We start from the raw sequence: 16,744 nt of genomic DNA, 5'->3' as shown, positions 1-16,744 counted from the left end.
GCGCTCATGAAGCTGTATCATGAGTTTTATAAGGCGAAGCGGTGACAGAGAGACTAAATGCGACGTGTGGGCTCTCATATATGTTCTGGAGAAGATATTCGTCAAGAATTATAGAGGCTAATTCAAATTCAAAGTTTTAAGAAAAATAAAAAGCGCTAGATAAAATAACTCATTTATTATGAGCTATTTTATCTAGCGTAATTTTCATTTATTCGATAATTTTTTTCTATGAAGATTAATAATATCGTTCATTTCTGCATCGTTACTTCCCAATTGGAAATTAACCATGCGGCACTTCCTGTATTGAAAACGAATTGGTCCAGGATACAGGGGAGGCTGTTCTCGTTTCTATATTGGAGGATGAGATCGTTTATATTGGGCAGATGGAGGGCTCGCATCCGGATTCCGTTTTGACTTATGTTGGCGGCCGAAACCCGGGCCATTGCACTAGCGAAGGAAAACTATTATTGGCCTTTCACGAAGCGGCAAATATCAAACGGATTTTGGCGAACGGTTTGACGCCTTACACTCCAAAAACCGTCACCGAACCGGGCATTTTACTAAAGCGCTAGCCTATATCCGTGAAAACGGCTTTTGCTATTGTGAATCCGAGTACATGGAGGACATTGTTTCCTGCGCAGCCCCCATCAAGGATTACTCGAAAGGCGTGGTCGCGACGTTAACGTTGGTAGTTCCAGTCCAACGTCTGCAGCATCAGCCACTTTTGCACATACAAAAAAAATCATGAAGGCGGCAAAAGAAATCTCCAAAAATCTCGGCTATATTGGTCCATGAATTGAAGACCGTCCGAAATAACGGAGACAAATGACGGTGACGGCTAAGGCCACCACCTTCTACTTTGCATAGGAAGTAGTTGATCATCAATAAAGTTTGTATTCGTTCTGGTAAAACTTCAAATGGGCATTCTTATATTACTCCTTATTCATTTTCCGATAAATTGAAGGCATTCTTTCTGTTTATAATTATTTTTATATTTTCCAGTCATAGTTTGTATAGAGTCCTTCATTGAACGTCTTCCGTTAGTTGATAATAAATCATTAACATCTAGAGATTTTTGGACTGGATACAGGGGGAGAAGAACGGACCCAGCACGAAATCACCAAAGAACTCGGTATCAGCCGGAGTATGTATCGCGGATAGAGAAAAGAGCGCTTATGAAGCTGTATCATGAGTTTTACGGGTATTTTTACCATAGATCGAAAGCAGTTTAATATTAGTGAAAAGAATAATACAATCTTAGTGCCGAACCGAGCTATGCTAGGTCTTTATTTTCTTGAGGAGACTTCTTGGTTCATGTTGAAACGTTTCCAAAATAATTATTGAAACGTTTCCAATATGGTGTTATTATAAATTCGTAGCAGAGCTGGAGGTGTCAGATGGCAAGCATTAAAGATGTAGCTAACATAGCTGGTGTTGCAGTGGGAACCGTGTCCAGAGTCATTAATAACTCTGGCGCTGTAAAACCCAATACACGCAGAAAAGTAGAGGAGGCTATACAAGAACTTAATTATATTCCTAATGAAGTGGCTCGAAATTTCAAAATGCAGAAATCCAAGATGGTAGCCTTGCTGCTTCCAAGTATCTGGAATCCTTTCTTTTCTGAATTGGCTTATTACATTGAAGATGAATTAGATATTGAAGGCTTCAAGCTCATGCTATGCAATAGCGGTGGCAAGCCTGAAAAGGAACTGTATTATCTGGATATGATTCGGCAAAATAAAGTGGCAGGTATTGTCGGTATTACTTATAACGATATTGAGAATAATATAGGCGATGCCATTCCGATTGTAAGTATCGACAGACACTTTAACAAGAAAATAACCTGCGTGACTTCGGATAATTATGAGGGAGGGCGCCTAGCTTTAAGGGAACTGGTTAAAGCGGGAGTCCGAAAACCAGCATTTGTGGGAAGCGTCACTTCCGTTTTCAGTGAAACCATGAATCGGAAAAAAGGGTTCATTCATGAGGCGCAAACTTTGGGAGTCGATTATGTGATCTACGAAAAGCCAGATCCTATTGTGGATGACAATGCCTATTTTAACGAGTTCCTAAATAAGCATGGCGATGTAGATGGTATTTTTGCTATTACAGATATGTTAGCCGCTAATTATATAGAAAGAGCACGCAGGCAAGGTATTCGTATTCCAGAGGATGTAAAGGTCATTGGTTACGACGGCATTCAGGATCATTCTTATTTTCATCCTATATTATCAACGATTAGGCAACCGGTGGAAGAGATGGCACGCATGACAATCAGACTTCTCTATAACAAGATTGAAGGCATACCCTTGGATAAACAAGTATATCGTCTCCCCGTTAAATTCAGGCAAGGTGAAACTACTTGACTCCATTTGGATCAGAAAAACATCAGCTAATTCGGTATAGATGTACCAAATGACGTTTTTCTGAGCTGAATTGGAAACGTTTCATTTATTTAAAATGACTATATTACATTTGAAAAATATCAGCTCATTCGATGGATTCTTGGTATAAATCAATCAAGGTCTGTCCAGTGGCGTTTTAATTAAACAAATTGGAAACGTTTCAATATGGTTAATTACTTTTACATGAAAGGGAGTATAAGAGTGAAATCAAGAACCAACGGGGCGGATCATTCCATGATCAAACCAAATCAAAAAAGATGGAGTCAAGTCAAACGTGACTATGAATTGTATCTATTTTTGCTGCCGATCATTATTCTTTATCTCGTATTTAGGTATTATCCGATGTATGGGGTGCAAATTGCTTTTAAGGATTTTTCACCAAGTCAGGGGATCTGGGGAAGTGAATGGGTAGGGTTTCAGCATTTTATAGATTTTTTCAATTCCTATAACTTCTGGACAATCATTACGAATACGCTCTCACTCAGTTTTCTTTCGTTGTTGTTTGGCTTCCCGGCCCCAATCATCATCGCCATTATGTTGAATCAGATGCTGGGTAAGAAATACAAGAAATTTGTGCAGACAGTGATTTATGCACCGCACTTTATATCTACCGTTGTACTTATCGGAATGCTTAATATATTTTTGTCTCCAAATAGTGGAATTGTGAATCACGTCATCACCTTGTTCGGAGGAGATCCCATTCTGTTTATGGCCGATGAAGGTTGGTTCCGTCCTTTGTATATATTATCAGGAATATGGCAAGAAACAGGATTCGCCACCATTATTTACCTCGCTGCTCTTGCCGGGGTCAATCCTGAACTTCATGAAGCTGCAACGATGGATGGAGCGAGCAAATGGAAGCGTGTATGGTATGTGGATATTCCAAGTATTTTGCCGACGATCGTTATCTTGCTGATTCTCGCACTCGGCAACATTATGAGCATCGGGTTCGAAAAGGCGTTCCTTATGCAGAGTGATTTGAATTATGCGACCTCTAATATTATTCCGACCTATGTGTACGAAATGGGGATTCAGAAGGCCCAATACAGCTTTTCTACGGCAGTCGGTCTGTTTAATTCATTTATCAATGTTATCCTGATTTTCACCGTCAACCGGATCGCCAAAAAGATGACAGAAACCAGCCTGTGGTAAGGAGGAGTTCATTTTGAATCAATTATTGAAAAGAAAGAGCAGAGGAGATGCATGGTTTGACATCATCAACTATATTCTGTTGACCATAATTATGCTGCTCGTATTATTTCCGTTGTACTTTGTACTGATTGCATCATTCAGTGATCCTAATTATATCTACTCAGGTGAGGTCTGGTTGTTTCCGAAAGGCTTCACGTTGGATGGTTATGAGCGGATTTTTGGTGATTCATCGATATGGATAGGATATGCCAATTCGATTTTATACGCGACTATGGGAACATTAATTGGAGTAGCTGTGACTGTTTTTGCGGCCTACCCGTTAGCTCGTAGAAATTTGGTAGGTAAATCTGCATTTATGTGGTTTTTGCTAGTTACGATGTTTTTTAGTGGTGGGCTGATCCCAACCTATTTGCTGATTAAGGATCTCCATATGCTGAATACGATCTGGGCGCTTGTTATTCCTGGAGCAGGCGGTGTATTCAATGTAATTATCGTTAGAACATTTTTTCAATCGTCCATACCGGACGAAATGTGGGAAGCGGCATCTATTGATGGATGTTCCAACACCAGATTCTTCTGGAGCATCGTCCTGCCTTTGTCCAAGTCCATCCTGGCTGTAATGGTGCTATATCATGTTGTCGGATTCTGGAATGGTTTCTTCGACGCTTTGATCTATCTGAACGATGAAAGCAAGTATCCGCTACAATTGGTGCTTCGCAACATTCTTGTACAGAATCAGGTCAACTCCGGCATGATGATCGATGTGGAATCCTACGCAGCGAAAATGCGCGTTACAGAACTGATCAAATACGGTGTCATCATGGTATCCAGTCTGCCACTGTTGATTTTGTATCCTTTCCTTCAGAAGTATTTTGTTAAAGGCGTGATGATCGGCTCAATCAAGGGTTGATATTGACATGGAGCTTGAAAGGGGGGATGTGTAGCAATATTCAGATAATACGGGGAAAGGCAATGTATGACTTTAGCTTGCGATGAATAAAAGGGAGGTTATGTACAATGAAATCAGTATTCAAAAATGCAGGGATTCTTGTGTTAGCCGGGGCGTTTGTGCTCGGCGGATGTTCGGGTAGCGGTAATGGGTCAAAAAATCAGGCAAATAGTCCGGATCAAGAAGCAAATTTCAATAAAGTCGGTCTTCCGATTGTTAACGAAGCAGTGTCATTAACAATGGTATCTCCGAAAGCTGCATTGGCACCCGAGTATTCGGAGATGGAAATCTTCAAGCGGCTGGAAAAGGATACAAACGTGAAGATCAACTGGAAGAACATTCCTGACACTGATTATCTAGAAAAGAAAAACTTGTTACTCGCGAGCGGGGATTTGCCGGATGCATTCTACGGAGCTGGATTTACCGATTACGAGCTAATCAGTTACGGTAAAGACGGAACCATTATTCCGCTGGAGGATTTAATTGATCAATATGCGCCTAATTTGAAAGCGCTTCTTAACCGCCGGCCTGACATCAAATCATCGATCACGGCGCCGGATGGGCACATCTATGGGCTGCCATCTTGGGAAGATAATAATCTTGGAACCAACCCCTTCTTTCATGTCATAAATAAAAGTTGGCTTGATAAGCTTGGTCTGAAAATGCCACAAACACTGGATGAATACACGGGAGCACTACTTGCTTTTAAAACGCAGGATCCGAATGGCAATGGTAAGCAAGATGAAATCCCGTTAAGCTTTATGCACATGCAGTGGTGTATGGATATTGCTGGAATTTTCGGGGCATTCGGACTTCCGGATAACCTTGAGCATAGAGTCGTTCGCGATGGAAAAGTAATTTTTACCGCTACTCAGCCTGAATATAAGGAAGCTCTGAATTATTTCCATGAAAAGTGGTATAAGCAGGGTCTGATTGATCCGGAATCCTTCACGCAGGACGCAGCACAGTATCTGGCCAAAGGCAAAACGACAGATGAGACGCTGGGATCTTATATCTGGTGGGAAGTCGAGGAGGTTGTCGGGACTGAGCGCGGTAAGGATTATGCTCTGTTGTCTCCGCTGAAAGGACCAAATGGAGATCAAACGATCGGACGCGCTAATGGCGGTGGTCCGGGACGTGGGGCCTTTGTAATTACAAAAGAAAACAGTAAACCAGAAGTCACAATGCGTTGGATTGATGAGCAGTATGAACCTTACATGGCCGCTCAAATCCATTGGGGTCCACTGGATATCGTATACGAGAAAGACGAAAATGGGAAATTGGTGAACTTGCCGCTTCCTGAGGGAACTTCTGCAGGTGAGTTCCGTCAAAAGGTTGCTCCAGGTTCAGGCGGACCTGGCGTCATTACTTTTGAGGACTTCGGAAAAGTTGTAGATATGGAGCCACGGGCCCAACAGCGCGCTGAGGATTTAGAGGAATATTACAATGCATACATGGAAAAGGAAAACTATCCAAGTATCTTCTTTGAGCCAGAGGAATTAGACAAAATCAATAAGATTGAGCCTGAACTGATTAAGTATGTAAATACTCAAAGAGGTAAATTCATTGTTGATGGCGGCACGGATGAACAATGGGACAACTATGTGAAGACACTGGAAAAGATGGGTTTAAACGAAATAATGGAGATTTATCAAACTGGACTGGATCGTTATAATGCAAATCTGAAAAAATAAATAACTAGATGATAGGTGGAGAGAAACTGTGCTTGATGTTATTGCTATCGGGGAAGTATTGATAGATTTTACTCCAGCGGGTCGCACAGCTGGGGGAAACGAGCAATTTGAATGCAATCCCGGAGGAGCTCCGGCTAACGTAGCAGCTGCCTTAGCTCGATTAGGAACCAGATCAGCATTGATTAGCAAGGTTGGGGAGGACCAATTCGGTACATTACTGCATAACACGCTGCTTAGGTGTGGTGTTGATGTGTCTGACGTTTCTTTTACCAATGAAGCGAGTACAACGTTGGCATTTGTTCATCTGGATGACAAAGGAGACCGTTCCTTCAGCTTCTTCCGGAAGCCGGGAGCGGATACCTTCTTACAATCAAAGGATGTCCCGCTCGATCGGATTGAATCGTGTCGGGCTCTACACTTTGGCTCGTTGTCCATGACCCATGAACCGGCCCGTACGGCAACAAAGACGGCCGTTCTTAAGGCAAAGGAAGCAGGAACTTTGCTCTCTTTCGATCCGAATATCCGGTTTGCGTTATGGGAGAGTAAGGAGGAAGCAAGGCAGAATATTTTTTGGGGCATGCAGTATGCCGATATCTTGAAAATATCAGAAGAAGAGCTTTCTTTTATAACGGGTACCAGCGATGTTGAAAAAGGCTCACTGGAGCTGGGGCAACAATTTGATATCTCGTTGATCGTTGTCACTTTAGCGGAAAAAGGCTGCTATTACCGTTTGGCTGGTCAGGATGGATATGTGCCGGGATTCCAAGTAAAGGTCATCGACACGACCGGAGCCGGGGATGCTTTTCTGGGATGCTTGTTGTATAAGATCCTGGAAACGGGAAGTTCTTTGAATGATCTGACCAACCAGCAAATCGTTAGCATGCTGACATTTGCTAATGCTGGCGGAGCATTGGTAACAACACGGAAGGGGGCTCTTGGCGCAATGCCGACAACAGAAGAGATCAACCAGATGATAGAGTCCAATAAACAGCACAATAATGAGCGTTTCAGACCGGGCTTTCATTTTTCACCTCCATCCCACTGGTTGAATGATCCGAACGGATTAGTATTTTACGAGGGAAGCTATCATTTATTCTATCAGCACCATCCTTACGATAATAAATGGGGGCCGATGCATTGGGGCCATGCAGTAAGCAAAGACCTGGTTCATTGGGAGCATCTGCCGGTCGCTCTGTTCCCGGATGAGCACGGCGCTATCTTCTCTGGATGCTGTGTGGTGGATTGGAAGAATAGCAGTGGATTGTTCGAAGGTTCTCATGGATTGGTTGCGCTCTTTACCCATGCGAATACACATCCGGAGACCGGACAGCCGCGCCAGCGGCAAAGCTTGGCATACAGCAGCGATAAAGGCCAAACCTGGCACAAATATGAAGGGAACCCCGTCCTCACAGAGGATGAGCTTGTTGACTTTCGGGACCCGAAGGTATTCTGGCATCCGCAAAGCGAGCGTTGGATTATGGCTCTTGTTGCGGGAGACCATGTCCGGTTTTACCGGTCTGAAAATTTGCGTGAATGGTCGCTGACCGGTGAATTCGGTAAAGGAGAAGGTTCGCATGACGGAGTTTGGGAGTGCCCTGATCTGTTTGAATTGCCGATTGATGACACTGGGCGTTCCAAATGGGTACTTATCATAAGCATCGGCGATAATCCCGATTGTCAGGAAGGATCGCGTACGCAATATTTCATCGGAGAGTTCGACGGAAATAACTTCATTAATGACAATAAAGCTGATCACATCCTGTGGTTGGATTATGGTAGAGACAACTATGCGGGAGTTACCTGGTCGGATATCCCTGAGCAAGACGGACGCCGCGTGATCATCGGGTGGATGAGTAACTGGAAGTATGCCAACGAGACACCTACCGGTTCCTGGAGAGGGGCTATGACTCTACCGCGCGTTTTGTCACTGACCGACCGGGGCGAGGGTGTGACATTGACCCAAATGCCTGTCCGGGAAATGGAGCAGCTGCGCAAAGAATCCATGCGTTGGAATGACGTCACTGTTACGCCAGAGACCCCTTTTATGCATAAGGTGAACGAAGATTTGTTGGAAATTGAAGCGGATATCGATATCCAATCCAGTGAGGAGATTCGTCTCGAGTTGAAGTCCTCTGGGGAGAGCGAGATTGTGATCGGATTTGACCCTGAGCGCCAATGGTTGTTCATCGACCGTTCAAAATCGGGGGTTACGGATTTCCACTCATCGTTTGCTATCAAGCACGGTGCCGGAATGGCTGCGTTGAACGGAAAGATCAAGCTGAATATCTGGCTGGACCGCAATTCGGTTGAAGTGTATGCGGATCATGGCCTGGTTGCACTGACAGATCAAATTTTCCCTGACGCTCCGATTGAGAATGTTGAGGTAAGCACGCAATCAGGGCAGGTTGTACTGAATTCGCTTCAGATCCATACGCTTAAATCCATAACTATTCCCGGTAGCACTGCTGAGCTGACTGCAGGGAGGGATGATGCATGAGCTACCCAATGGATTATCAGGGATTAATCATGCATTGGCCTTTTAATGAAGGGGCCGGAGCAAGCGCTCTGGAGAAAGTATCTCAAGTCCGGGATGAGATTCAGTACGTATTTAATCAAGCAAAGTTTACCGAACCGACCGATCCGCAGTGGAGACAGGGAGTAACGGGAAGCGGGCTCCTGTTCGACGGTTACTCGACTTCTATTGCCCATCCGGTCAGTGAGGGAGACGCAAACAGCGGGCCGGAATCTCTATCAGCACTAAGCATCGGTGTATGGGTTGCGCCGCGCACCTATGATTGGGGCTATGAAGATAAGTTGGCTGCCATTGTGAACCGCCACAACATGGACCGCAAGCAGGGTTATCTGCTTGGCATGTTCCGACACGGCAGTTGGTCCTTTCAGGTGGGACTCGAAGAAGGGGGCTGGACGGAAATCTGGTCCCCGGACGGTAATGAGCTGCCTAAGAATGAATGGTCTTACGTAAACGCTGTATTCGATGGGAATCAGGGTGAAATCAAGCTGTATTTGAACGGCAGTGAAATTGCTTCGTCTGCCGTGCCTCGCGGTTCCCGCCTCGCCGAGGCAGCGGGCACGGATCTGCTCATTGGCAAGAATAATCACAGCAGCCTGTGGGGGGAAGTATTCAACCTCCAGATGTTTAGCGGTATCATCGATGAACTGAAAATATATAACCGGGCTTTAAGTGCTGAGGAAGTGGCCGCCTCTTACCGGCATGTGCTGGATTCCGCGCATGGAGGCGTCAAGCCGCTGGTGCAATATGAGGAGATCAAGCTGGATCGCACACCTTTATTACTTGATCGGCACAGACCGCAGTATCATGTCAGCCCACCCGCTCATTGGATGAACGAACCGCATGCGCCGATCTATTTTGATGGGCAATATCATTTATTCTATCAGCATAACCCGTTAGGGCCGTTCTTTTATCAGATCCATTGGGGACATTGGGTAAGTAAGGATCTCGTGCATTGGCGTGATCTTCCCGTGGCCCTGGCACCTGAAAAGGACCAGCTTGCACCGGACGGGATCTGGTCGGGAAGCGCAACTTATGATGCGGACGGTCTGCCGGTCCTGTTCTTTACGGCGGGCAATGACAGTGCTTCGCCGAATCAAAGCGTGGCACTTGCCCGGAGCACTTATTCACGGGATGGTGACCCTGATCTGGTTCAATGGGTCAAACATCCAGAGCCGCTCATTGTACAGAAGAAGGGAATGGGCGCATTCGGAGATTTTCGCGATCCGTTCGTGTGGAAGGACGATGAAGGCTGGTTCGCCCTGGTTGGATCGGGGATCGAAGGCGAAGGTGGAGCAGCGTTGGCATTTGCATCCAAGGATATGCTGAATTGGACATACAAAGGACCATTTTATCAAGCGGATATTCAGAAGTTCCCCTATCTTGGACCCATCTGGGAGCTCCCTGTCCTTCTTCCCCTTGGCACCGACAAGCAGGGTGAGAACAAGCATCTTCTACTGGTCAGTCCTGTGGGAAAAGGTGCCGATGTCGAGGTGTTCTATTGGATAGGGCGGCTTGATAAAGAACATCTCTCGTTCATTCCGGATCGGGAGGAGCCTGAACTGATTGACGTTGGCGATTTCCATTTTACCGGCCCGAGCGGAATGGTGGATCCGAAGACCGGCAGAAACATCGTCTTTACGATCGCCCAAGGCGACCGGACGTCCGAACTGGAGTATCAATCGGGCTGGGCTCATAACGCCGGCTTGCCATTGAGCGTGTATTTGCGGGATGATGGACGGCTGGGAATAGAGCCGATTCAAGAGTTTCAATCCCTGCGTGGTGCTAAGCGGATATCGTTCCATGACAAGTCATTGGCCGAGGCTAATGTATTGTTAAGGGATGTTCAAGGTGACATGCTTGAGATTCAAGTGGAGCTGGAACCGGCTAGTGCCACACAACTCGGAATCAAGGTTCGGCGTACACCCGATGGAGAAGAGGAAACTCTGCTATATTATGATTTGAATGAAGCAAACCTCTTGGTGGATCGGATGAAGACGACACTGCATCCGGGAGAAAAATGCAAAGGGGTTCAGGGCGGAAAGTTGGAACTTCTAGGTGAGAATTTGAAGCTTCACATCTATTTGGACCGCTCTATGGTTGAAGCCTATGCCAATGGATTGAAAAGCCTGACGACCCGGGTTTACCCGAGCCGTGAGGATGCCTTGGGGCTAGAGATCTGGGGAGATGGCGAACTCGTTGTTAAATCTATGGAAGTATGGAATATGCAGTCTATTTGGTAGAGAAGCGCCTAGGCGCTTCTTGCCTGTAGGCTTAGAGAAAAATATACATTCAGGAAGTTTACACCTGCATATTGAAAGCGCTTTATTAAATGTGAAAGGGGCTCTTGAATGAGAAAAGTTAAGGATAGAAAGTCTTGGATCTCCAAAATGGTTATATGGGTTATGGTACTCCAGCTTGTAGTTCCCGGAATTCCGGCGGCAGCCGAAGCGGGGGCTGATGTATGGAAGGAACTCCATTTAAACTCGAATATGGGGTCATCCGCTACGGATGCGGTCTATCAAATCCAAAATCCCAGTTTCGAAACTGGGGATATGACAGGTTGGAAGGTTGTTAGAGGCGATGCGTTTGGCTCGGAGAGCGTATCGAATGAAAATACGTGGTGGGCGGAAAAAATCCCGTATAACCAGGAAGGGGCCTATCATTTAAACGGTTGGAAGTCTAATGAGGCTGCAACTGGTGTACTTCATTCCAGCACCTTCGAGCTAGGCGGCAGCGGCTGGATCAGCTTCAAGCTTGGCGGTGCAAAAAATCCTAACAAGATCTATGTCAATATCGTAGAAGCTGATACGGGGCAAGTTATTGCCAGATATGGCAACAGTGTATTCGCCGACGTTAGCTTCCCGAATCCCGATCAGGGCATGCGGCTTGCTAATATGGAGCAATATAAGGCGGATATTTCAGAACATTTGGGTAAAAAACTGTATGTCGAGATCGTCGATAATGCAACCTCGGATTGGGGACTGATATTTGCGGACGCCTTCTTCATGTACCATCCATCCGAGCCGGTCGAGGGAATTGTCGCCACGGATATCAAGCCGGATTTCAAACGCTATCAAATTGACAATCCTAGCTTTGAAACCGGAGATTTATCGAGATGGACAGTAGTTGAAGGCGATGCTTTCGGTCCGAATAGCGTTTCGGATGAAACAACCTGGTGGGAGGAACAAATTCCGTACAACCAGGAAGGCAGTTATCATTTAAACGGCTGGAAGTATGCCGAATCTGCGACCGGAGTACTTCGCTCCAGCATCTTCGAGCTGGGGGGAACGGGCTGGATTACCTTCAGACTGGGCGGAGGCAAGCACACGGATCAAGTGTACGTGAGCGTCATCGATGCGGATACAGGAGACTTGATTGCCAGGTACGGAAATACCAAATTTAACGATTCCGGCTTTCCGGATCCGGTCCAGGGCTTGAGATTTGCGAATATGGAGCAATATAAAGCCGATCTCTCCAAGTTTATCGGAAAGAAGCTATATATAGAGATTGTCGATAATGGGGATTCGGATTGGGGACTCATATTTGCGGACGCTTTTAACACCTTTAATGAACTCGTACCGGAAGAAGGAATCATGGCAGATAACATTATGCCGACCGAAATGCAGAATCCAGGTTTTGAAACCGGAAATTTTGATGGTTGGACCGTTGATGGCAGTGCTTTTCAAGTAACCAATGAAGCTGAGGCCGGTAAAGAGGGTAACTTTTATGCCAAATCCTCATTGGAGGGACGGGGCTCGATTACCTCGGGCATCTTCACGCTTCAGGGAACCGGAACGATTAACTTCATAATTTTAGGTGTCGACAATCCGGAGGATGCCTACGTTGCACTATATGATGCCAGCACTAACACGCTGCTCAAGAAGACCGGGGACGTCAGTGCAAATGAGAGAATTTCGTGGAAAATGCAAGAATACTACAATAAGAAGCTTTACATCAAAGTTATCGATCAATCGATTCAAGCCAGTATTTCTGTTGATGCTTTTCAGACTCATGCTGTGGGCAACATATTCTACATGAATTTTGACGAAGGGACAGGAAAGAAGGCACTTGAGGAAGTAAGCAATCTTGAGCATGATGTGAATTATGTATTTAACGATGCTAGGTATATGGCCTCTAAAGACCCTAGGTGGACTCCACGCGGAGTAAAAGGCGGGGCGTTGCTGTTTGATGGTTACTCGAATGATATCGATATTAATGCAAAAAATGTTGTTCCAGTACGTGATGCGATAACGCTTGAAGCCTGGGTTGCACCACGTAGCTATGAATGGGGAGACGGAAACAAGCTGTCTACAATCATTAGCCAATCTGATCAAGATAACGCGGAAGGCTTCGAGCTTGGCATGTACCGGCACGGCACTTGGTCGATGCAGGTCGGTATTGGCGGCCAGTGGATTCAGGTATGGGTCAAAGATCATCCATTAGAAAAATACAATTGGAATTATATGGCAGCTACTTTCGACAAGAAGGATGGAATCATTAAGTTGTACTTGAACGGTGAGGAAGTGGCTTCCCAAGCTACCCCCGTTGATATTCCGATTACACCATCTACTGAAAATCTTATGATCGGTAAAAATAATAAACCGGTAGAGTTGGCAGGTTTATTCTCCTACAATATGTTTAGCGGACTTATCGATGAAGTGAAGTTGCAGAACAAAGCCCTTACTCCTCAGGAGATCCTTACTGAATACGAGGATGTGAAAGCGCTTCATGGCGGCTCGGTTCCGGAAATCCCGAATGGCGATATTGATGAGGATCCAAGTGTGTTTGACGGAGATCAGCACCGTCCCCAGTACCACGCAATGCCGCCGCAGAACTGGATGAATGAAGCGCATGCACCAATTTATTATAACGGCAAATACCATTTATTTTATCAGCATAACCCGCAAGGTCCATACTGGCATCAAATCCATTGGGGCCATTGGGTGAGTGAAGATATGGTTCATTGGGAAAATGTGAGACCTGCTCTTGCTCCTGAAGCTGGCAGCCTTGATCCGGATGGAGCCTGGTCAGGCAGCGCGGCATATGATCGCAACGGCAATCCGGTACTATTCTATACTGCCGGAAATGACTCGTTGTCGCCGAACCAAAGAACAGGATTGGCGACTCCGGCCGATTTGTCGGATCCCAATTTAGAGCAATGGGTGAAATATCCCGAACCCGTTACAGAACAGAATGGAAATGGCATCCATAATGAGTTTCGGGACCCATTTGTATGGTACGACGAAGAGGTAGATAAATGGTATCAGTTAGTGACGTCTGGCCTTCAAGACTTCAGCAGCGGCACAGCTTTGGTGTATGTATCCGACGATATGTACAACTGGGAGTATAAGGGGCCTTTATACGTTAGTGACAGAAATCTATATCCGGAGCTCGGTACGGTATGGGAACTACCGGTATTATTGCCATTAGGCCAAGATAGTACGGGCAAGCAAAAGCACATTTTTATGGTTAATCCCCATGAAAAACCGGAGCATGTTGCTCCAGCTAATGATGTGAAAAGAGATGTTGAGGTTTTTTATTGGATTGGAACCTGGGACAGGGACAATTTTAAATTTATACCTGATCAGGAGACACCGTCCAAAATGGATGTAGGCGATGGTTATCTAACCGCAGAGAGCGGGATGGTCACACCTGACGGAAGAACGGTCGTTTACTCCATGGTACAAAACGTAAGAACGCCGCAGGCGGAATATCAAGCGGGATGGGCTCATAATCTGGCGCTGCCAGTTTCCCTAAGCCTGGATGAGCATGATGAATTGCGCATTGAGCCGATTCAAGAATTACAGAGTCTCCGGGGTACTAAATTAGTTGATTTTGCGGACAAAAATATGCAGACTGCCAATCAATTGATCCATAATGTCAAAGGAGACATGCTGGAAATTGTGATGGAAATCGATCCAGGCGATGCCCAGAAATTCGGTCTTAAGGTGCGGCGTACCGACAATGGACAGGAGGAAACGCTGATTTACTATGATAAGACGGACGGAACCTTTAATGTGGATCGTACCAAGAGCAGCATTGACCCGGATGTACGCGTGGATGGTATTCAAGGCGGATACGTCGAACTTGACGGAGAGAACCTGAAGCTTCATATTTTCCTGGACCGCTCGGTTATCGAAGCCTTTGCTAATTATAAGAAAAAGCTGACAACCCGCGTCTACGTAGGCCGATACGACTCACTAGGCTTGAAGGTCTGGGCCGACAAAGATATTACGGTCAAGTCGATGGAAGTATGGAATATGAATGCCTTGACGGGTGAACCAGCTCCTCCGGTCTATGTTCCAGATAACTGGGACAACTCGGTGTATACGGATATTACGGATCTACCTAACCATGATTTTGCTACTGGCGATTTAACAGGCTGGATACCGGAAGGAGATGCCTTCCAGAATGTCCATGTGACCCATGTCCAGTTTTTCTGGGATACGATCTATTTCAATCCGTCGCAAAAAATACCAGGCGGCTATCATTTGTGGGGTTTCAATGAGGCAGGCGGTGGTGATAGCTTAACAGGAACGCTGAAATCACAAAATTTTGTTCTTGGCGGGAATGGTGTGATTAATTTCCTTGTCAGCGGCGGGCGTGATCTGGATAAGCTGTATGTTGCGCTGGTCCGGGCATTGGACGGCAAAGAGTTGTTTAAAGAGACCGCAACCAATTATGAGGAATATCAAAGGAAGATTTGGGATGCGTCGCAGTATATCGGCGAAGAGCTTTACATTAAGGTGGTTGACCAATCCACTGGCGGGTTTGGACATTTTAACGTCGATGATTTCAACGTACCGGTTAAGGTGAAGAATCCCACCGATCCAACAGATCCGACAGAACCGATCGATCCACCTGCTCCATCCAATCCTGTCGATATGGACAGCTCTGTACGCAACGGAGTTACCCCAAGTAAACCGGACAGTCAAAATAGCCTTTCATTCGAATTGGCTAAGGGTGAACGGCAGGTGCTATTCCCGGTTAAAACGGCGGCAAACGACGGCAAGAACGCTTTGAAGATTAAACATAGTGGAGCAGAGATCGAAGTTTCCGCCGAAATATTGAAGGATTTGCAAGGGCTGGTTACAAGAGAAGAACTTGAACGTGCCCAAATCTCCTTTGAAATAGACATATTATCGGCAGATCAGATTAAAGAACTGATGGAACGGGTCCAAAGCAAGAATAAAGCGGACATTTCAGCTTTAGGAGAGATCTATACCTTCAAATTATCTATTGTGAAGGCCGATGGAACAGCGCTTAAGCTTGAGAAATTCTCCAAACCAGTCACAATCAGGCTGAGTTTAAATGAGAATTCCCGCCTGGCTCTGGCTGGAATCCATTCTATCGCCGATGACGGCAGCTTGGAGTATGCGGGCGGAACCTATGCAAGCGATAGGATGACTGCGGAAGTGAGCCATTTCAGTATGTATGCCATCCTTATCTATGACAAATCGTTTACTGATGTTCATGGATCTTATTGGGCTCATGACGTGATCAAGAAGATGGCTGCGAAGCAGATAGTTCTCGGTGTAAGCGATACGGCATTTGCACCCAAGCAAAACGTGACCCGAGCTGAGTTTGTCTCGTTTATTAGCCGGGCACTGAGAATAAAGGCCTCGAACTCAACTGCATTTCAAGATGTTGATCCGACGAAATGGTATGCTTCATCCATTGCCGCGGCATACGAAACGGGAATCATAACCGGAAAAACCAAGGATACGTTCGCACCAGAGGAAACCATAAGCCGTGAAGAAATGGCGGCCATGATTTACAAAGCTTATCTATTTCAAACTGGGCAGAATGCTGCCATTCATCAAATGAGTAATTTTAAAGATGCGGGGACGATCAGCGGCTGGGCTGTAGATGCGGTTGCTGCTGCACAGGAACTTGGCTTAATCAGCGGCCGTGGCAAGGATTTATTCATGCCTCAAGAAAAAGTAAACCGTGCAGAAAGTGCGCAAATTATCTCGCGATTGCTTGACAAGATTAATAAATAACTGATAAG

The 16,744-nt window shown here is 45.7% G+C and carries 7 protein-coding genes and 2 pseudogenes; all 9 read left to right on the top strand.

Annotated elements, in window-relative coordinates; genetic code table 11:
- Nucleotides 1-314 precede the first annotated feature (314 nt).
- The 9 genes and pseudogenes from EJP82_RS28940 to EJP82_RS28530 all read left to right on the top strand — a co-directional run bounded on the left by EJP82_RS28940 (nucleotide 315) and on the right by EJP82_RS28530 (nucleotide 16,736).
- Nucleotides 315-748 (top strand): annotated as a pseudogene (locus EJP82_RS28940) (IclR family transcriptional regulator).
- 326 nt (nucleotides 749-1,074) lie between these two features.
- Nucleotides 1,075-1,232 (top strand): annotated as a pseudogene (locus EJP82_RS28685) (sigma factor-like helix-turn-helix DNA-binding protein); the annotation flags it as partial.
- Nucleotides 1,233-1,397: 165 nt separating this feature from the next.
- Entirely contained in the window at nucleotides 1,398-2,366 is a 969-nt protein-coding gene (locus EJP82_RS23590) for a LacI family DNA-binding transcriptional regulator (protein ID WP_127194519.1), read from the top strand.
- Between the two features lie 273 nt (nucleotides 2,367-2,639).
- Nucleotides 2,640-3,557: an ABC transporter permease gene (locus tag EJP82_RS23585; protein ID WP_370877712.1), complete on the top strand. Its 918-nt coding sequence runs from the start codon at nucleotides 2,640-2,642 to the stop codon at nucleotides 3,555-3,557.
- A gap of 13 nt (nucleotides 3,558-3,570) precedes the next feature.
- Nucleotides 3,571-4,467, top strand: a complete 897-nt coding sequence (locus EJP82_RS23580; RefSeq protein WP_127194518.1) for a carbohydrate ABC transporter permease — start codon at nucleotides 3,571-3,573, stop codon at nucleotides 4,465-4,467.
- A gap of 107 nt (nucleotides 4,468-4,574) precedes the next feature.
- Nucleotides 4,575-6,200, top strand: a complete 1,626-nt coding sequence (locus EJP82_RS23575; protein WP_127194517.1) for an ABC transporter substrate-binding protein — start codon at nucleotides 4,575-4,577, stop codon at nucleotides 6,198-6,200.
- Between the two features lie 28 nt (nucleotides 6,201-6,228).
- Nucleotides 6,229-8,697: a PfkB family carbohydrate kinase gene (locus EJP82_RS23570; RefSeq protein WP_127194516.1), complete on the top strand. Its 2,469-nt coding sequence runs from the start codon at nucleotides 6,229-6,231 to the stop codon at nucleotides 8,695-8,697.
- Nucleotides 8,694-10,973, top strand: a complete 2,280-nt coding sequence (locus EJP82_RS23565; RefSeq protein WP_127194515.1) for a GH32 C-terminal domain-containing protein — start codon at nucleotides 8,694-8,696, stop codon at nucleotides 10,971-10,973. Before EJP82_RS23570 ends, EJP82_RS23565 begins: the two co-directional genes overlap by 4 nt.
- Before the next feature lie 108 nt (nucleotides 10,974-11,081).
- The gene (locus tag EJP82_RS28530; protein WP_246054406.1) at nucleotides 11,082-16,736 is read left to right on the top strand and encodes an S-layer homology domain-containing protein; all 5,655 of its coding nucleotides are present in this window, start codon (nucleotides 11,082-11,084) and stop codon (nucleotides 16,734-16,736) included.
- Nucleotides 16,737-16,744: the final 8 nt, after the last annotated feature.

It is taken from the genome of Paenibacillus anaericanus, assembly GCF_003994475.1.
GTDB classification, from domain to species: Bacteria; Bacillota; Bacilli; order Paenibacillales; family Paenibacillaceae; genus Fontibacillus; species Fontibacillus anaericanus.
The sequence above is the reverse complement of the archived record's forward strand: the minus strand, read 5'-3'. Positions and strand labels throughout refer to the sequence as shown.